This is a genomic window from Limnohabitans planktonicus II-D5, from assembly GCF_001270065.2.
GTDB classification, from domain to species: Bacteria; Pseudomonadota; Gammaproteobacteria; order Burkholderiales; family Burkholderiaceae_C; genus Limnohabitans_A; species Limnohabitans_A planktonicus.
The window spans coordinates 298,662-317,338 of record NZ_LFYT02000002.1; the positions used below are offsets into that span (position 1 = coordinate 298,662).

Genomic DNA, 18,677 nt, shown 5'->3' on the forward strand with positions numbered 1-18,677 from the left:
AGCGCCTGAGCTAGTGAACTAACTCAGGCGCTTTTCATCTGGAGAGACGATTATTTACGCAGGCCAAGCTTGGCGATCAGCGCAACGTAACGGTCAGCATCACGGGACTTGAGGTAGTCCAGCAGCTTGCGGCGACGGCTGACCATGCGCAACAGACCGCGGCGACCGTGATGGTCTTTGGCGTGTGTTTTGAAGTGAGGTGTCAGCTCGTTGATACGGGCTGTCAGCAAAGCCACTTGGACTTCTGGGGAGCCAGTGTCGTTGGCAGCACGTGCGTTGGCCTTGACGACCTCGGCCTTGATTGAAGATGCAATCATGGTTTTTCCTTGTGTTTCGCTTAGGTTCAATGAAGAATTTCAGCGGGTTAATGACTTGCGCCACCTGCCGGAAAAGCGGATGGCGTGCGCTTTGCAAATCGCAAAACAATCGGATTATAGCCCGGAACCCACCATATCGGGCCTGAAGCCACCCACCGACAAGGGAGAGGTATCTGTAGGTCGGCGGCTTCAGCCCCGACAAGTGCCCACGCCAGAACCACCCATGTCGGAGCTGAAGCTACCGACCTACAGGGGCGAGGTATTTGTAGGTCGGCGGCTTTAGCCCCGACATGAAGCCTGCGCCAAAGCCTGCAAGGTCGGAACTACCGAACGACGAGGACAAGGGCCAACACACATGGGTGACAGTCAAAGGGTTTTCACCATCGGGGCTTGGCTTGCCAGCCCCTAAAGTGGCGCAAAAGGAGCCTTTTTATGAAATCCCCCTTCGTTCGCACCCTGTCCAGCGCCCTGCTCTTTGGGCTCACGGTCATTCAAAGCACAGCGGCCACAGCCCAGACCTACCCCGTCAAGCCCATTCGCCTGGTCGTCACCTTCCCCGCAGGCGGCGCTCCCGACATCCTGGCCCGACTTTTCAGTGAGAAAGCCCAACTCGGCCAACCCGTCATCATTGACAACAAACCCGGCGCGGGCGGCAACATTGGGGCCGACATTGTGGCCAAATCCCCCGGCGACGGCTACACCCTGGTCATGGGCACCGTGGGCACGCACTCCATCAACGGGGCGCTCTACGACAAGATGCCCTACGACATGGTGAAGAACTTCTCCCCCATCTCGCTGATCGCCTCGGCCCCCAACCTGCTGGTGGTCAACAACGACCTGCCCGTCAAAAGCGTGCCCGAGTTGATCACCTACATGAAGGCCAATCCCAACAAACTGTCATTTGGCTCACCCGGCACCGGTACCTCGGTGCACGTTTCGGGGGAATTGTTCAAATCCATGACCGGCACCAGCATGACGCATGTGCCCTACAAAGGCCGCCAGTTCGCCATCCCTGACCTGGTGGGCGGCAGCATCCAACTCATGTTTGACAACATGCCCTCGGCCCTGCCCATGGCCCGCGAGGGCAAGATCCGCGCGCTGGCCCAAACCACGGCCAAACGATCTCCGGCTGCCCCCGATGTGCCCACCATGGCCGAATTTGTGCCAGGCTTCGAGGCCACCACCTGGTTTGCCATGTTTGCACCGGCCAACGTGCCCAAGCCGGTCATCGACAAACTCAACGCCGAGGTGATCCGCGTCTTTCGCCTGCCCGACGTTCAGGATCGCCTGAAAACCCTGGGCCTGGACCCGGTGTTGTCCACCCCCGAAGAGCTGGCCAAATACCAAGCAGTTGAAATCACCAAATGGGCCAAAGTGGTCAAGGAATCGGGGGCCAAGGCCGAGTGAGCCGCGACATCAAAGCGCTGTTTCTTGAGCAAAAAGCCCGAATCGTTTCGTATTCGGGCTTTTTTCTGGACCACTGCAGCCCATGACCTCTTGCAAGGCGGCAAGCATGTGCGACATCCAATCGCCATTTTCAGCCCAACAAACACGGCACGACATGACGACGGCCCTTTACATCAGGCCCTCAAGCCCAAAAAGACCGTCATCCGTTGCAATTCTTCTTCCAGAGCCACCCCAAAGGCTTTTTCGCGGGGTGCTGAGGCCACGAAGCCCACATCGGGCGTCAGCACATCGCCCTTGACACTCAGATTGGCCCAAGCAATTACCTGATCGCGCCACAACAAAGGCAGGGCATAGTGGCCACGCACGCGCTTGGCCGCTGGGGTGTAGGCCTCAAAGCGGTACGGCCAGCCCCACAGCAGTTCAAAGCGACGCCTGTCCCATACCACCGGGTCAAACGGCGCCAACAAACGCACTTGCTCATCCACCACATAGCGCCCAGAGGCCGGGTTTTCGCCATCGGGCCAGAGCCATGTCACACCGTCAAGCACCGCAGAGCACAACCTGGCCCGCGCCCGCTGCAAGATCGCATGGCGCTGACCACGCCACTGCGGCACCCCACCACCCAGCAGCAGCCCCACCAGCTGCCCCAGACTGGCCGCAGGCAGCGGCGCGTACTTTGCGGCGATCACATCCACCAGCGCATCCACCGCCGCATCGGGGCTCAGTGCTGTGGGCTGGTGCTCGCGAAGGGCATAAAGGCGCTGCCCGCCTTCGCGCCGCACCACGCGCAACAGGCCCCGGTAATGCATACCGTCCAGCAGCTGGGTGCTGGCCCTGCTGCGGCCACCGAACCAATTGCTCACCGTGCCATGGTCAAAATGCGCATCCACCTCGGCAGGCCGCACCACGCCCCGCTCGCGCACAAAAGCCAAGACCTCGGTGACCTGCTGCATGCGGCTGGCAGGCCACGCGGAGCGGGCCGTACGCGGGTGCATCAGGTGGTGAACATCGCTCTTAACAAAGCCATAGTTGACGAAGAAATCCTCTTCGACATCGAGTTGCGGGTAGCGCACTTGCAGATCCCCCACCCGATACCCGGCCACGCGGTGGCGCAATGTCAAATCCTGCGCACACGCAGGTGCCCGCAAGGGATCGGCCTGCACAAAGCCCAGTCGTTGCAGCGCCTTGGGCAAGGTCGTGGGCGCAAAAAGACTGCGGGCGACAGCATGGCGGCGCAAATGGTCCAGGCGCAGTGAAGATGAATACATGGGTAGATGATGCCGCACAAGCAATCGCATGCCGCTTGCTTTACAGAAATCAACGGCCCTCATTGCCGCAGACCCTGTGCAAACGAGCTTGTGGTGCGAAGCCCTAAAATTGGCACCATCTTGCGCTCACTGTTCGAGTCCAGCCACCACTGAACCTTCACCATGTCCGAATCTGAGGGCCACAGCGGCTCACCAAACTTTGCCCCCTCCAGTTCAGCTCTGGAATTTGCCAACTGCCAATGGCGGGTGCGTCGACCCAAGCCCTTTGTGTTGGTCATTGAAGGCGAAGTCGGCCCCGAAGCGGCTGCCCCCAGCGACTACCTGCACGACAAGCTGCTCCTGCCCGAATGGCGCGAGGCCTTTTACCAATTGGTCGATGCCACCGGCTTGGTCGTCTGCCTGAATTCGCACACCCAACACCCCACCTACCGCGACGTGCGCGGGCGCTCCAGCAAAGGGCGCCTCAGCCAAGGCGAGTACTACCACCACGACGGCTGCACAGGCCCCGTCAAGCCACGCTTTGTCGAAATCCGCTGCCCCATCCAGCCGCAAACACGCGGCGTGGCCACCGCCGTGGCACCGCACCGCGATGTGGTCCAAGCCATGGTGCAAGTGCTGCCCGCCGAGTTGGCCGCCACGGCTGCGCTGGCGGGGATTGACATGAGCCTGAAAACCATCCACGACATGGACGATGCGGCGCTTGACCACTTGCAAGGCCTCATCACGCGCACCGTGCGCAAAAAGCTCAATGCCGAAGGCGCACGCAGCTACTTCCGTCAGGTGGACGCCGCGGCCAACGCCTACTTTGAACCCTGGGCCTTGGGCGAGAGCCGCTTTATTGCCAACGCCAACAGCGGCGCAACCATGCAACACCGCCGCGCCTACCAAGCCCCACACACCGGTGGCGTGGCCAATGGCCATTTGGTCAAGCGCTGGACGAATGAAGAGCTGCTGCTACCCGGCCAAGTGGTGGACCAAGCCTTGATCGCTGCGTTGTGCAGCGAAGAAGGTGATGAAGCCGAAGCCGCTGAGGGGTGCTACCTCGGGGCGCATTGACCTTGCAGTTCGCCACTTTCGAAGCTGAACCAGCCTCCTTTTTACCCTGGGCCGTTCAACCCTGAACCAGACCTCGCGTGTGACGATCAGCCGTACTTCAGCGCGGTTGCCTTGCCCCAAAACACGCGGTACATGAACACCGTGTAGCCGATGATGACCGGCAGCGTGATGGCCACACCGATAAAAATCACGTTGAGCGACGCGGTGCTGATGGCTGCTTCCCAAACCGTCATGCGGCCGATCACGATGTCGGGGAAGATGCTGTAAGCCAAGCCGAAGAAGGCTAGCACAAAAATCAGCACGGTATTGGCGAACACCAGCCAGCCGTAGCCCGCATTGACCAAATAGGCCCGTGTGAGTACCCAGCGCATGGCAAAAAAAGCCAGGGCGCACATCAGCGGCACTGGCAGCAAGGCAAACACCTGCGGCACACCGAACCATTTCTCCAACACGCCAGTTTTCACCAAGGGCGTGGCCGCCGAGATGGCCAGCAAGGCAGCCGCCATGGGCCACAGCACAAGCCGCGCCCAGCGCACCGCTTTTTGCTGCAGCTCCCCTTCGGTTTTCATGATCAACCAACCGGAGCCCAGCAACACATACGCAGCGGGCAAGGTGACAGCGATGCCGAGGCTAAATGCCCAGCCCAGAGGTCCGCCGGCAAAGCCGGTGATGTAGCTACCCAACATCCAACCTTGCGACACACTGGCCATGAGCGAGCCGGCGAAAAACGCGCGGTTCCAGAACGTCTTGTAGCGCAGCGGTGCTTTCACGCGAAAGTCAAACGCCACGCCCCGCAAGATCAACCCAATCAGCATCACCGCCACGGGCAGGTACAAGGCCTGCAGCACCAGACCATGGGCCATGGGAAAGGCGATCAACAACACGCCCACGCCCAGTACCAGCCAAGTTTCATTGGCATCCCAAAAGGGACCGATGCTGGCGATCATGGTGTCCTTCTCAGCATCGCTCGCCTGCAAGAGCAGCAAGCCAACGCCCAGGTCATACCCATCCAAAATCACGTATGCCAGCAGGGACAGCCCCATCACCGCCAGGAAAAACAATGGCAGGAATTCAGCCCAGGTCATGGTCGCCTTTCAGTTTCAAGTTCAGATACACAAAGACAAGCTTCATCACACACCTGCTTTGCCCAGCAGGGCACCCGAGGGCGCGTCCTGTCGGTGTTCCTTGGGGTGCTCAGCCATGTACTTCAACACGCCGACGTAAGTGACCAACAGCAGGCCATAAACCACCAAGTAGGCCGTTAAGGTGAGCGCAATGTAGGGCGGCGGCAAGGTGGTGGCTGCTTCGCTGGTGCGCATCAAGCCATACACCAGGAAGGGCTGGCGACCGATCTCGGTCACGTACCAGCCCGCCAGTGTGGCGACCCAGCCGGAGAACGCCATGCCCGAGAGCACCCACAGCAGGGGCTTGGGCAGCACCACTTCCGACTGCCTGCGCTGACGCCACAAGCGCCAGGCGGTGAAACCGGCGACCAACAACATCAACGAACCCACGCCCACCATCACCCGAAAGGCATAGAACACCGGCGCCACTGGGGGGTGCGCCCCTTCAAATTCGTTGATGCCCTTGACTTCGCCGTCCATATCATGGGTCAAGATCAGGCTGGCCATTTTGGGAATCTTCACCGCGAAGTGGGTGGTGCGTGCTTCTTGGTCGGGAATGCCAAACAGCGTCAGCGGCGCACCGCGCTCGGTCTCCCAGATGCCCTCCATGGCAGCGACCTTGGCCGGTTGGTGCTCCAGCGTGTTGAGGCCGTGCATGTCGCCCACCAGGAACTGCAGCGGCATCACGCAAGCGGCGGTGAAGATAGCCGCACGCATGGCTTTGTGCGTGCCGCGCGTTGCGCTACCCTTGATCAGTTGCCAAGCGCACAGACCAGCGATAAGGAACGAAGCGGTCAGCGCCGAAGCGAGCAACTTGTGCGAGAAGCGGTAGGGAAACGAAGGGTTGAAGACCACCGCCAGCCAATCGGTGGGGATGAATTGGCCATTGACGATTTCGAAACCTGCCGGGGTGTGCATCCAGGAGTTCAGGCTCAGGATCCAGAAGGCCGACATGGTGGTGCCGAACGCCACCAAAAAAGTAGCCACCAGGTGCACCCGCTCACTCACCCTGCCACGGCCAAACAGCATGATGCCCAGAAAGCTGGCCTCCAGGAAAAACGCCGTCAGCACCTCATAGCCGAGCAGCGGCCCTGAAATATTGCCCGTGCGCTCCATGAATCCCGGCCAGTTGGTGCCGAACTGGAAACTCATCACAATGCCCGAGACCACCCCCAGCGCAAAGGTGAGCGCGAACACCTTTGTCCAAAAATAGTAGGCTTCTTCCCACGCTTGGTCTTGGGTGCGGGCGAAGCGCCAACGGAAGAACAGCAAGAACCAGCACAGCGCAATGGTGATGGTGGGAAACAGGATGTGAAAGCTGATGTTCGCTGCAAACTGAATGCGAGAGAGGATGAGGGCGTCGATGTCCATGGTCGCTTTCTTTGGGGATCATTCGCCGTGGCGTGAAGGGTTGATGTCAGACGCTTTGTGGGCTCGACCGGTCAGGCGGTCCTTGAGTTCGAGCACTTTGGTCACTGTGGCCCCCATGCCCATGAGCTGCATGGCGGTCTCGGGCGCGAGCTTTTGCACATCGTCAAACCAGGTCATGAGGCGGTCGATCAGGTCGTGCATGTCGCGCATGCGATTTTGGGCATGGCGCTCGGCATCATTGCCAGGTGTCTCTAGCAAGGCGGTTCGCAGCATGGACAAGGTGGGCTCGATTTCACGGCGGCGGCGCTCCTCGGCCAGCACCCGAAAGATTTCCCAGACGTCAGCCGGTGCTTCAAAGTACTCGCGCCTGTCACCCGCTTGGTGGCGCAAACGCACCAGCCGCCAGGCCTGCAGCTCTTTGAGGCCCATGCTCACGTTGGAGCGCGAGAACGCCAGCGCTTCGGCAATCTCATCGGCGTTCAAGGCCTGCGGCGACACATAGAGCAGCGCGTAAATTTGACCCACGGTGCGGTTGATGCCCCACTTGCTGCCCATTTCACCGAAATGGGCGATGAACTCGCGGTTCAGGGAGGGAATTTGATCTGAGATAGGCATGGGCCGATTTTAGACCGACTTTTTGAATTTTCAATAATTACTGAAAATTTCGGAATACGTGTAGCTTATCGCTGCATGGGCAGACCCACGATGCCGCCCATGGCAACGATGTGTGGCAAGTTTGTGTGCATTGGACTGTCGGCATTGGTGATGCCGCTGTTGGCAAAGCCAGCCTGTGTTTCAGCGGCGAGTTTTTTCCGTTGGGAGTGGGGCCCAGGGCCTTCAACTATGAAGCCCCACTTGAGCACCGGAACTTGGCAGCATCAGTCGTGTGCGGGATAGCCCGGCGGTGCTACAGCCGCGCCCTGAACCTGGTGGCGCACAAAGGCCTGCGCCACCCAGCCTAAATGTTTGGCGTCTTCGACAAACGCGTTCAGGTATTGGCGCGCTTGCTCGCTGCGCTGCACGGGCATGCCCATGGCTTGGTGGATGACCATGAAGCGGCCGGGCAGCAGGCGCACGCCAATCAGTCGCTGCGCGTCGGCTTCTAACTGCTGCTTCACCCCAGCTGCCACTTCGAGGTGTTGGGCCATGAACACATCGACCACGGCGGGCGAGCTGGGTGCCCGCACGATGGCCGCTTGCCGCAGGTGGCGCGTCAAAAACAAATCGTAGGCGCTGCCTGCACCCACAGTGACGCGGGTGCCTGCTTGGTCCACCTCGGCGTTCCGGCGCAGTGGCGAATTGCTGCGAACCATGTAGGCCCCTTCAATTTGCACATAAGGCGGTGAAAAGTGCAGACCCTCGCCACGCACCGGGTCGATGGCAAAAAAGCCAATGTCGGCTTCGTCGCCGCGCACGCACCGCACTGCGTCGTCAGCTTTCTTGAAGACCCGCCATTCAATGCCCAGGCCCAACTGCGCCGCCAGCTTGCGCGACAGATCGGCCGAGATGCCCGAGGGCTCGCCTGCCGCATCGAGACCGGCCAGCACCGGGTTGCCCAGGTTGATGGCCACGCGCAATATGCCGTGGGGCGCGACAAGCGGGGCAAGCTGCGAATCAATCAGGGGGGCTAAAGAAGGTGTAGATGGCGTGCTCATGGGACTCAAAAAATGGACAGGGCAACAAAACGCCATTTTAAAAACCTATCCGTGCAAACGGCTTACAAACACTGTCGCTGGCGTGGCCCGCGCCTATGGATTCAGCCCTGTGAAGTCGTCAATGCTCAAAGATGTTGTAGGTCGGCGGTCGAAGACCCCGTCATGGGCCTGTGCCGAAACTCATCATGTCGGACTCTGCGAGTACCGACCTACGAGGTGATGCCTTCTCGTAGGTCGGCGGTCGAAGACCCCGACATGGGCCTGTGCCCAAACCCATCATGTTGGAATCTGCGAGTGCAAACCTACGAGATGACATCTCTCACAGATTTCAAAATTCAATGTGCAGGATCATTGGAGCAGTTTGTCAAATGCGCAGGCCGGTGTGTCATGCTGGTGTGTTCAGGTCAAGTGCCCGGTTTTCACCAGAATCAAACAGCCTTCGCGGCTGAAGGGCTGGTGCTGGCTCATGTGCGGGCTGCGCAGCCAGCTGCCTGCGGGGTAGTCGCCGTGCTCGTCGGAGAACACGCCTTCGACCACAAAGATCTCTTCACCACCCCAATGCCGGTGTGGGCTGAAACAGGTCTCGGGTGCCCAGCGCACCAAGGCTGTGTTTTGCGTCTCGAAGGTGCACAGCGGCAAGACTTTGAGGCCCTCCACCATGCCCTGACGCCATGAGCTGCGGCGCGTGTCGATGACCACGCGTTGGTCGTCACGCGCATCCAGATGGCGCAGCTTGACAAACAAGGTGCAACCTTCGGGGGAGGACGGCGCGTGCGATGTGCCCACCGGGTTTTTGATGTAAGTGCCGGGGCCATACACCCCGTGCTCGTCGTGCAGTGTGCCTTCGAGCACCAGAATTTCTTCGCCCCCGCCGTGCGTGTGGCGGGCAAAGGCCGCGCCGGGCGCATAGCGCACGATGGACGTGGCCCGCGCCAATTCGCCGCCGTCTCGCTCAAGCATGCGGCGCGACACGCCCGATGCGGGCGATTCCACCCAATCGATTGAGGGGCTGTGCACGACGCAGCGCTGGGTCAGGTCGGCGTTGAGCGTGAAGTGTTCGGTGTGCATGAGGTTTCAGGCGTTGGTGGATTTTTTGGCGTTCAGGTTTTCAGCAACACGGGCTCAATGGCTTCGCCTTGCGCGGTGATGCGGCCAATCATGGCGGTGTGCGCATAGCCTGCCGCTTTCAGGGCTTGCACACAGGCCACAGCTTGCGCAGCGGGCACGCTGGCCAGCAGGCCGCCTGCGGTTTGCGGGTCAAACAGCAAGGGGTAGCGTGGGTCATTCACAAACTCGTCGGCGTTGCGCAGGGCGCGGCGCAGTCGCACATTGGCCGGTTGCAAAGAACTGACAATGCCCGCCTTGACGCAGTCCACCGCACCGTCCAGCAGGGGCAGTGTGCTCATGTTCAGTTCGGCGTCCACACCCGATGGTCGCGTCATCTCGACCAGGTGGCCCAGCAGGCCAAAGCCCGTGAGGTCGGTGCAGGCGGTGGCCCCATGGCTGTGCAAAATTTTGGCGCCCATCTGGTTGGACTGCACCATCGATTGCAAGGCCGCAGCAATCCAGCGGCCCTTGGCCGCATGGCGAGCGTGCGCTGCAAACAAGGTGCCGGTGCCCATGGGCTTGGTCAGCAGCAGCACATCGCCAGGCTGCATGCCGCCCTTGCGCATCACACCGTTCATGTTCTCGTCGATCAGGCCGTTGATGGCAAAGCCCAGGGCCAGTTCTGCGCCCTCCCCCGTGTGGCCACCCACCAAGGCGCAGCCTGCAGCGTTCAGCACCTCGATCGCCCCGCCCATCATTTGGGTCAACAGGTCTTCGACTTTGCTCTCCAGCCCTGGCGGCACGGTGACCACGGCGGTTGCGGTTTGCGGCTCGGCCCCCATGGCAAAAATATCTCCCAGCGCGTGGTTGGCGGCCACCTTGCCGAACAAATAGGGGTCGTCAATGAAGGCTCGGAAAAAGTCCACCGTCTGCACCACAGCCATACCGGGCGGCACACGCACCACGGCCGCGTCGTCGGGCGAATGCAGGCCAATCAACACATCAGGCCGTTCGACCGCTTGCAATTGCCCCAAGGCACGCGACAACACATTGGCACCCACTTTGGCACCGCACCCCCCGCAGCGCATGGCGATGGCCGAGATGGCTTGCAAGGACTCTTCAGCGGTCAAGCGCAAATGTGTGGCAGGCGCTTTGCCTGGGGCCTGCATGTCTCTCAGCAGTTGGCACATCGCCCGAACGGTGGTGCGCAAGCGGGTGTCCGGCGCGCTGGCGTGCATGTTGGGCAATTCGGTGAATCGGCGCATGAATTCACGGTCAATCCGGTCTTTCCAACGCCAGACCCAATTGCCACCAAAGCCCCACGAACCGCGTGAACCCACGGCGAAGCGGTTGCCGGTCGAGATCAGGGCCAACCAGTGACGCTGTGGGTTGTAGGCCACGAGTTTTTGACCGCGCAAGCTGCGGCGCAAATTTTCGGCCAGTGGCTTGCCCATGCGCACCGCAAACACACCTGCTTTTTCAAGCGGACGCTCGGCAAACGAGGCGATGTCTCCTGCTGCAAAAACCCGCGGGTCGTTCAGGCTTTGCAACTGGGGACTCACCAAAATGAAACCTTTGTCGTCGAGGGCTAAGCCTGTACTTTGCAGCCATGTCGGTCCCCCAGCTTGTGTGACCCACAGGGTCTCGTCGGCATCGAAGGTGCGGCCGTCGCGTGTGTGCAAGCAGCCTTGCGAGACCTGTACCACCTCGGCATGTGTGTGCAGCTCCACCTTGCGCTCTTGCAGCACTTGGACAAAGCGTTGACGCACGCCCGGGTTGTGGGTGGGCAAGATCGAATCGCCTGCGGTCAGCAGAACAAACTTCAGGTCTTCGGGGCTTCGCCCCATGGCTTTGAGTTCGTTGCGCAATCGGTGTTGCATGGACAGCACCAACTCCACCCCGCCCGCCCCTGCGCCCACCACGGCAATGGTCATGGGTCCCCGGTGGCTGGGCCAATGGCGCGCTTTGTCCATCAGGTTCAGCCAGCCTTGGTTGAACCGTGCAATCGGCTTGACCGGCATCGCCAAGGCTTGTGCGCCTTCCACGTTTTGCACCTGCGGGGTTGAACCGATGTTGATCGACAACAGGTCATAGGCCACAGGTGGGCGGTTTTTACAAATGACTTTTTGGTTTTGCCGGTCGATGCCCACCGCTGCGTCGTGGTAGAGACGCGCACCAGCAAAGGCACACAGTCGACCCAGATCGATGTGCACCTCGTCAAAGCTGTAGTGGCCCGCGATGTAGCCGGGCAACATACCCGAATAAGGCGTGTCGATGTCGGTGCAGATCACGGTGATGCGCACACCGGCTTCGGGCTTCATGGCGAACATGCGCAGCACGCCCACATGGCTGTGTCCGCCGCCGACCAGCACCAGATCGCGCAGCACGGGTGGATGAGAAGATTGCATTCAAAGGGCCCAAAGGTCTTGCACCCAGCGGTGCAATGCAGCGCGTTCGGCGCTCGGTTCAAACAAAGGTGCGCGCAAAGCGCATTGATGCTGCAAGTGTGCCACCAGAGAATGACCGGTTTGTGGTGATCGGCATGCCAGCAGCAAATCAGCCAAGGCTTTAGCGTTGCCCGGCTCAAAAAGGCCGGCGTAATTTTCGCCCAACAGGCCCATATTGCCGTCGATGCGCGAGGCCAAAACGGGTGTACCGCTGCGCATGGCTTCCATCAGCACATGTGCGCCACCTTCCATGCGACTGCAGTGCACCAGCAGGTGCGCGCGCTGGATGCGCTGCAGTGTTTGCGCGTGAGGCAAAGCCCCCAACCAGCGGTAATGCGGACACTGCGCCTGCGTGACTTGCGCGGCCTGGCCCAGCGCCGGATCGAGCGCTGCACCGATGTGGTCGATCAACAGGCCCGAGTCTGGCGGCAAGCACCCTGCTGCAGCCATCAGGGTGAGAGGGTCTTTTTCTTCACGCAAATGGCCCACCATGACGACGCGCACATGGCGAGAGGTCTTGGGCAAAGTCTGACGCATGCCCGTGGACTGAAAGATGACCCGCGCCTTGGTTTGGTGTGCGGGCGGCAAGGCCTTGATACCCCATTCTTGCAGTACCACCAGTGAATGGGCCAGAGACAAAGACTGTTGGGCCAGGGGGTCGTGGCCAATGTCGCGGTACAGGTCGGTGCCGGTGAGCACCACGCCCAAGCCGCGCTGGCCATGTTTGGCGTGCCAGGCTTGCACCGAGTCGGCTGAGCGGCGGGCGTGCAGCGCCAGCATCAGATCATCGCTGTCGGATTGGTCATCGGGCCATTGCCGAACGATGCGAGCAGAATGTGCAGACAACAGCTGTTGCCAGCGGCGTGCAGTTTGCCAGTTGCCATTGTTGGCATCGGCCAAAGCAGGGCTGACAATGACCACACCAAGTTTTTGCATGGACGGTTTATACATGAATGGCAGTACCTCGTCGGGTACAGGGCCGGCCGCCCCAAGCGCATGGTTTGGACGGTCTTTGCGGGCTGCCAGGGGCCCGTGCACAGCGCCGTGCGCATGGCCAACCCTGAGGTTTTGGCCCTTGCCATGCAAGGCACCCGAGAACGCATGCTGGGGCTGATGCGAGCCTGGCAAAACGCTTTGGCCAATCTGTAGGTGTCCCCCTTGTCCGGCATGAGCCAGCCCTAGTGGGAGTGGGGCCACGTCGCCTGGTTTCAGGAGTGGTGGACAGTGCGCAACCGCCAGCGCCATTTGGGCACGCGCAGTGCCAGCTTCAGGGGAATCAACAAGCCCTATGGCTTTTGAGTCTGCATGGATGAGCTGGCTCTTTTTTCTCTTCAGTAACGCATCCCGAATAAGGCTAAACCGTTTTCCCAGGCTATTTTTTTGGCAACAGCGGGTGGCAAATTACCCAGCCAAACGCGGTAGGCCAGCATATTGTCTTCATACTGTTGCCAGCGTTGATTGATCCAGGTGTCTGACCCGATCAAAAAACGCCCAGGGTATTTGAGCATGATGGCGCGCCATTCAGGGCACAAGACACCTCCGTCACAGGTCAAGCCCGGTCGGTAAGAAAGTTCCCCCATCAGGCCTGGGTACTTGGCCATCAAGTCTTCCACACGCTTTACCGGGGTGCCACCAATGCCTGTGTGCGCCCAGATCAAGCGCAACTTTTGCCCCTTGGACGGCGTGTTGGCCATCAACAGGTCAATTGCGACATCATCCACATGGGCCAGCACCACCAACTGCTTTTCTTCGGCCAGCACCATCAGTTTTTTGGCCACCGTGCCGTTGGCATTGGCACTGTCATAAAGATGGAATTCGCCAATACCCCGATAAGGCCCCACCGGTGTTCCACGCGCGAGTTCTGCCAGCACCATGTCATAAATGCTGTCATCGCGGAACCAGGAGTCGTAGTCAGCGCGGTTGCGGTACAAGCGAACGAAAGGCACAACGGTCACGCCCGCCGCGGCAGCCTCGTCGCGATCCTGGGCCAGCGCCAGGGTTCCATCATTAGGCCGCGAGTTGGAGACGATGGCCTTGACGCCACTTCGCTGCATTCGTGCAAACACATCGGGTACTGGGTGCGGACCCGTTTGACCGTTCCAGGCTTCGGTGTTGTAGTGCAGGTGTGCGTCAAACAGTGGACCGGCGTAATCGGCCGCATGCGCGGTCAAATTCGACAGGGCGATGAAGCCAATCACCGACGAAGCAAGTGTTTTTCGAAAAAGTAATGAGAGCATGGAGGCAATGATTCATGGGCTGAACGGGTTTGCACATTACACCTCTTTGCAGATGGAAAATTCATTCGCATGAAACCAATGGGACATGGGTATAGGGACTACCTGGCGAATTTGAGCGAGGCAGTTTGAGCGCTCTGGGCAGCATAAAGGGGAACCCACAAGTCCTTTTTCACCTTCATGCCTTGCGATTTGGCTTCGGTCCAGGTCAGGCCCACCCATGCCACTTCTGGGGCGGCGCAGGCCACGCTGGGGATGATGCGTGCGTTGAATCTTGCGGCTGCCAGATACTGTTGCCTTGCAGTTCTCCCGCAATCACTTTGGCCGCCACGTGTGCTTCGTGCACCGCCTTATGCACCAACATGGGCTGGCCCACGATGTCGCACATGGCAAAGATGTGCGGCACGTTGGTGCGCATCCGCCGAACATCGACCCAATGGCCTTGCAATCCCCTTTTTCAACACCACGTAGTCCTTCGGAAGCAATTTCCACCTCCGTCTTTCCTCATTGAATCAAAAAACTCCTATGCTATTTAACCCTCTTCAAATCGGCTCCGTTTCACTGGCCAACCGCATGCTCATGGCACCGCTGACACGTGCGCGGGCCAGTGCGGGGCATATGCCCAATGCGCTCATGGCCGAGTACTACGCCCAGCGCGCCAGCGCTGGTCTGATCATCACCGAGTGCACCATGATCGCTGAGAACACCTCGGCCTTTGTGAACGAACCCGGCATTTACAACGCAGCACAAATCGAAGCCTGGAAAGAAACCACCGCTGCCGTGCACGCCAAAGGCGGCAAAATCTTCATGCAAATCTGGCACGCAGGCCGCGCCGCACACCCGGCCAACAATGGCGGGGCGCCGATTGTTTCGTCCAGCCCCCTGCCGCTCCAGGGCGATGCCCATACCGCGCAAGGCAAGTTGCCCCAAGCCACGCCCCACGCCTTGCTGGAAAGTGAAATTACCCCCATCGTGCAAGCCTTTTCGCAGGCCGCCAAAAACGCCATGGCTGCAGGCTTTGATGGCGTAGAAGTACACGGTGCCAACGGCTACTTGATTGACCAATTCCTGCGCGACAGTGCCAACCAGCGCACCGATGGCTACGGCGGCACGCTGGCGCAGCGCGCCCGCCTCCTCTTTGAGGTGTTGACCGCTGTGTGTGCCGCGATAGGCAGTGACCGCGTGGGCCTGCGCCTGTCTCCCCTGAACAGCTACAACGACATGAAAGACAGCGACCCGCAGGCCTGGACAGCCTACCTGGCCGAGCAACTCAACCGCTTTGACTTGGCCTACTTGCACGTCATGCGGGCGGACTTTTTTGGCCTGCAAAAAGCCGATGTGATGCCCGTTGCACGAGCCCACTACAAAGGCGCACTGATTGGCAACATGGGCTACACCTCAGACGAGGCAGAGTCCGCCATCACCGAAGGCAAAGTTGACGCCGTCGCCTTTGGCACCGGCTTCCTGGCCAACCCCGACTTCCCAGCCCGTGTGAAAGCGGGTGCTGCCATGAACGTACCCGACCAAAGCACTTTCTACACCCCCGGTGCCAAGGGCTACACCGATTACCCGACGCTGTAATCAACGCGAGAAGGCGGCGGTAAAGACTTCACGCCTTCTTAACCCCCTTCACCCTCACGGGTTGGGGGGTATAGCGATTGCATGAAGCCACAAAACTGATGGGCTTGCACCCTCAAATGAAGTGCAATTCATCGCGGACGAAGGATAGATATTCCATCCGCACGAGGCCAAGTGTGCCCTTGTTTGGGAGCCACATAAAGCCTTGTAGCGGCCCGTTTTGAGCGATGACAGCTACCCCATGGCAATGAAGCTTGGATCTTGTACAACCACACACACACTCTCACTCACTCTTCACAGCCCCCGACATCCCGGCTTCTCTCCTTCACCAATTGATGCGCAGATCGACAGCAATGATCGGTGTCGGTTGTGCCGCAAAGTCCCAGTCCGGTTCGCCCTCAACTGCGACCGACTTGCAAGACTCTGGCCCATTCAATACTTCACAGGGCCGGATCAATAGGAGGCCCCATCGCCACCAATTCCGTCACGATCTGCCCCAACCGACGCAGGCCCTGTTCCACATCCTGCTGGTGCGGCCAGCCGCAGTTGATGCGCAGGTAGGGGTCAAAACGCAGCGTGTTGGAGAACATCTGCCCCGGCGTGACCAGAATTTGCTGCTCCAGAGCGGCGTCAAACACACGTCGGCTGGACAGCTTATTGGGTAGCTCTACCCATAGGGACAAGCCGCCTTCTGGTACGTTGAGCCGCGTACCCGCCGGGAAATAGTTGGCAATGGCTTGCGCGGTATTTTCGCGTTGCACATGCAGTGCACTGCGCAGGCGGCGCAAGTGGCGGTCATAAGCCGGTGAGGCCATGTAGTCTGCCAGGGCCAGTTGCGACAACTCTTCGGTACTGCGCGTCTGACTGAACTTGAGCATTTCCACCCGCGCCTGCCAGCGTCCTGCAGCCATCCACCCCACGCGCATGCCCGGTGTCAAAAATTTGTGCAGTGACGCGCAGTAGATGACATTACCGCTTGTGTCCCACGACTTCATCGCGCGCAATGGCACGTGGTGACGCGCAGCCTCGTTGACCAGTTCGCTGTAAGTGTCGTCTTCGATCAGGGCCACGCCGTGGCGTTCACACAGTTGCACCAGGCCCTGTTTGTGGGCGTCCGGCATGATGCTGCCCAGCGGGTTTTGCAGGTGCGGCACGACGACGACGGCCTTGATATTGTCATAGGTCTGCATCGCCATCTCCATCGCATCCAGCGAGATGCCGGTCTGTGGGCTGGTCGGTATCTCCAGCGCCCGCATACCCAGGGCCTCCAGCACCTGCAGCAAGCCATAGAAGGTTGGCGACTCCACTGCAATCGTGTCGCCCGGCGCGGCCACAGCGCGCAGGGCCAGGTTCAAGGCCTCGATGCAGCCGTTGGTGACCTGCACATCGTCGGGCGACAGCCTCAGGCCAATGCCCAGCGCCCGCTTGGCCAACACCGCGCGAAACTCCGGGTTGCCGCGCGGTGCCGACGCTGACACCAGTACGTTGGGCCGCTTGCGCAACACCCGAAGGGTCGCCAGCTTCAGCGCCTCGCCTGGGTATAACTCGGGCGCACAGCGGGCCACGGCCAGATTGGTCTTGACCATTTGGAGCCGCCCGCGCGCGATGAAGTCCGACACCCGACCGTGGATGCCCACATACTGCGCCGGGTCGGGCGTGATGTCCATGCGCGGCTCACTGACAGTGGCCAAGGTGTTGCGCAGGGGCTTGCGCACAAAGTAGCCCGAGCGCGGCCGCGCCTCCAGCCAGCCCTCGCTCTCCAAGTGGCGGCTCAGCTGCATCGCGGTCGACAGGCTGACCTCGTGCTGGCGCATCAGGCTGCGCAGCGACGGCATGCGGTCACCGACGTTCAGAGAGCCCGCCTGGATGGCGCCCCGGTAGTGCGCAGCCAAGCGCTGGTAGATGGGTTGCGGCTGTTGCGGTGCGGATGCGGAGGGTGGTGCGGTGTGCATGACACATGTTCCTTGATACGCAGTGCGGAAAACAGATACAGATTTGTCAAAACCGTACCGTAACAGATGCCAAAAAGCGCTTCTGTTCTGCCAAAGACAGTGCGCCGCTGTGTCTGTTGCAGATCAGGGTATTTACCTACGATTACACCAGTGCCTGCCCAAACCTGGTCAGGTCCTTTCAACCAGTCGTCAAGAAGGTGGTGGTGTATGCACAGCAAACCCGAATCGTTTCAAACCAGCCAACTTCTGTTGGCCAAGGGTCAATCCCATTTCGAGCAACTGCCACGCGGAACGGTGATCCACGTCGCGGCTGGTTCGATGACTCTGGTGCAGCACTCGGTTTTGGACCATTGCTTGCTCACGCAAAAAACAGGCCTTCAACGAGGTGCGGTGCATTGTGTAGAGGTGCCGACCTGGGTCGAAATCGTTGCGCAGTCGGATGCCAATTTGCGGTTTTCGGTGCCGCAGGTGGTTACGCGGTGGGCGGTGCTGCGCGCAGGGCTGAACGCGTTGTTGGAACGCTTGGCTGCGTGGCCCAAAGAGGTTCGGCCGAGGGACCGGTGTAAGAACTGAGGGTTGGCTCGACACTTGGAAGTCGTCGCAGAGGGCGCAGGCAAAACAGTGGGCGAAGATGCCGCACTCCAGATACTTCTCGAAAGCTTTGCGAACCTATTGATCTGGCACGCTGAAGTTTGAAATGCGTGAAACATGTCCTCTCGCAGGTCGGCACTCGCAGAGTCCGACGTATGCTTGTTCGGGCACTGCTGCATGAACCAAGCAGGGATGTCTGTTCAACCAGCGTCGGGGTCTTCGACCTCCGACCTACAAGTTCGTTGGGCATTGAAAACTTCACAGGGGCGAATCCATTGATCTGGCACGCTGAAGTTTGAAATGCGTGAAACATGTCCTCTCGCAGGTCGGCACTCGCAGAGTCAGACGACTGCTTGTTCGGGCACTGCTTCATGAAACAAGCAGGGGTGTCTGTTCAACCAGCGTCGGGGTCTTCGACCACCGACCTACAAGTTCTTTGGGCATTGAAAACTTCACAGGGCCGAATCCATTGATCTAGCACGCTGAAGTTTGAAATGCGTGAAACATGTCCTCTCGCAGGTCGGCACTCGCAGAGTCCGACGTATGCTTGTTCGGGCACTGCTGCATGAACCAAGCAGGGATGTCTGTTCAACCAGCGTCGGGGTCTTCGACCGCCGACCTACAAGTTCT

The 18,677-nt window shown here is 60.0% G+C and carries 16 protein-coding genes and 1 pseudogene; 5 read left to right on the forward strand and 12 right to left on the reverse strand.

What is annotated here, in order from left to right:
- Positions 1 to 50: 50 nt before the first annotated feature.
- Positions 51 to 317, reverse strand: a complete 267-nt coding sequence (gene rpsO / locus H663_RS23105; RefSeq protein WP_019428565.1) for a 30S ribosomal protein S15 — start codon at positions 315 to 317, stop codon at positions 51 to 53.
- 432 nt (positions 318 to 749) lie between these two features.
- Between rpsO and H663_RS23115 the strand changes: the two genes are divergently transcribed.
- Positions 750 to 1,724, forward strand: a complete 975-nt coding sequence (locus H663_RS23115; protein ID WP_053175834.1) for a Bug family tripartite tricarboxylate transporter substrate binding protein — start codon at positions 750 to 752, stop codon at positions 1,722 to 1,724.
- 173 nt (positions 1,725 to 1,897) lie between these two features.
- Here H663_RS23115 and H663_RS23120 read toward each other — a convergent pair whose 3' ends face one another.
- Positions 1,898 to 2,992, reverse strand: coding sequence for a DNA glycosylase AlkZ-like family protein (locus H663_RS23120; RefSeq protein ID WP_053175830.1), 1,095 nt, complete (start codon positions 2,990 to 2,992; stop codon positions 1,898 to 1,900).
- Between the two features lie 162 nt (positions 2,993 to 3,154).
- On the opposite strand from H663_RS23120, the gene H663_RS23125 reads away from it, so the two are divergent.
- Entirely contained in the window at positions 3,155 to 4,048 is an 894-nt protein-coding gene (locus H663_RS23125; RefSeq protein ID WP_053175827.1) for a hypothetical protein, read from the forward strand.
- 86 nt (positions 4,049 to 4,134) lie between these two features.
- On the opposite strand, the gene H663_RS23130 is transcribed toward H663_RS23125, so the two are convergent.
- The 7 genes from H663_RS23130 to senB form a co-directional block, all read right to left on the reverse strand.
- Complete coding sequence (locus H663_RS23130; protein ID WP_053175823.1) at positions 4,135 to 5,133, reverse strand: cytochrome d ubiquinol oxidase subunit II; 999 nt, start codon at positions 5,131 to 5,133, stop codon at positions 4,135 to 4,137.
- A 45-nt stretch (positions 5,134 to 5,178) separates the two neighbouring features.
- Positions 5,179 to 6,537 (reverse strand): cytochrome ubiquinol oxidase subunit I, encoded by a 1,359-nt coding sequence (locus tag H663_RS23135; protein ID WP_205872669.1) that lies wholly within the window; start codon positions 6,535 to 6,537, stop codon positions 5,179 to 5,181.
- Positions 6,538 to 6,561: 24 nt separating this feature from the next.
- Positions 6,562 to 7,158 carry a GbsR/MarR family transcriptional regulator gene (locus H663_RS23140; RefSeq protein WP_053175817.1) on the reverse strand — a complete coding sequence of 199 codons (597 nt, stop codon included), beginning with the start codon at positions 7,156 to 7,158 and terminating at the stop codon, positions 6,562 to 6,564.
- Between the two features lie 263 nt (positions 7,159 to 7,421).
- The gene (locus H663_RS23150; protein WP_053175811.1) at positions 7,422 to 8,198 is read right to left on the reverse strand and encodes an ABC transporter substrate-binding protein; all 777 of its coding nucleotides are present in this window, start codon (positions 8,196 to 8,198) and stop codon (positions 7,422 to 7,424) included.
- Between the two features lie 399 nt (positions 8,199 to 8,597).
- Complete coding sequence (locus H663_RS23155; RefSeq protein WP_053175808.1) at positions 8,598 to 9,266, reverse strand: cupin domain-containing protein; 669 nt, start codon at positions 9,264 to 9,266, stop codon at positions 8,598 to 8,600.
- Positions 9,267 to 9,298: 32 nt separating this feature from the next.
- A complete protein-coding gene (gene selD, locus H663_RS23160) occupies positions 9,299 to 11,653 on the reverse strand; it encodes a selenide, water dikinase SelD (RefSeq protein WP_053175804.1) in 2,355 nt (784 codons plus the stop codon).
- Positions 11,654 to 12,628, reverse strand: a complete 975-nt coding sequence (gene senB, locus H663_RS23165; RefSeq protein WP_053175801.1) for a selenoneine biosynthesis selenosugar synthase SenB — start codon at positions 12,626 to 12,628, stop codon at positions 11,654 to 11,656.
- Positions 12,629 to 12,688: 60 nt separating this feature from the next.
- Between senB and H663_RS41510 the strand changes: the two genes are divergently transcribed.
- A complete protein-coding gene (locus tag H663_RS41510; protein WP_165803847.1) occupies positions 12,689 to 12,841 on the forward strand; it encodes a hypothetical protein in 153 nt (50 codons plus the stop codon).
- A 182-nt stretch (positions 12,842 to 13,023) separates the two neighbouring features.
- On the opposite strand, the gene H663_RS23170 is transcribed toward H663_RS41510, so the two are convergent.
- Both H663_RS23170 and H663_RS23175 read right to left on the reverse strand, forming a co-directional pair.
- Positions 13,024 to 13,929 (reverse strand): amidohydrolase, encoded by a 906-nt coding sequence (locus H663_RS23170; RefSeq protein ID WP_240620330.1) that lies wholly within the window; start codon positions 13,927 to 13,929, stop codon positions 13,024 to 13,026.
- Positions 13,930 to 14,084: 155 nt separating this feature from the next.
- Positions 14,085 to 14,359: pseudogene (locus H663_RS23175) on the reverse strand (dihydrolipoyl dehydrogenase); the annotation flags it as partial.
- A 92-nt stretch (positions 14,360 to 14,451) separates the two neighbouring features.
- Between H663_RS23175 and H663_RS23180 the strand changes: the two are divergent.
- Positions 14,452 to 15,507 carry an alkene reductase gene (locus tag H663_RS23180; RefSeq protein ID WP_053175795.1) on the forward strand — a complete coding sequence of 352 codons (1,056 nt, stop codon included), beginning with the start codon at positions 14,452 to 14,454 and terminating at the stop codon, positions 15,505 to 15,507.
- A gap of 437 nt (positions 15,508 to 15,944) precedes the next feature.
- On the opposite strand, the gene H663_RS23185 is transcribed toward H663_RS23180, so the two are convergent.
- Positions 15,945 to 17,456: an aminotransferase-like domain-containing protein gene (locus H663_RS23185; RefSeq protein ID WP_053175792.1), complete on the reverse strand. Its 1,512-nt coding sequence runs from the start codon at positions 17,454 to 17,456 to the stop codon at positions 15,945 to 15,947.
- Between the two features lie 207 nt (positions 17,457 to 17,663).
- Between H663_RS23185 and H663_RS23190 the strand changes: the two genes are divergently transcribed.
- Entirely contained in the window at positions 17,664 to 18,029 is a 366-nt protein-coding gene (locus tag H663_RS23190) for a hypothetical protein (protein WP_053175789.1), read from the forward strand.
- The last annotated feature ends 648 nt before the right edge of the window (positions 18,030 to 18,677 follow it).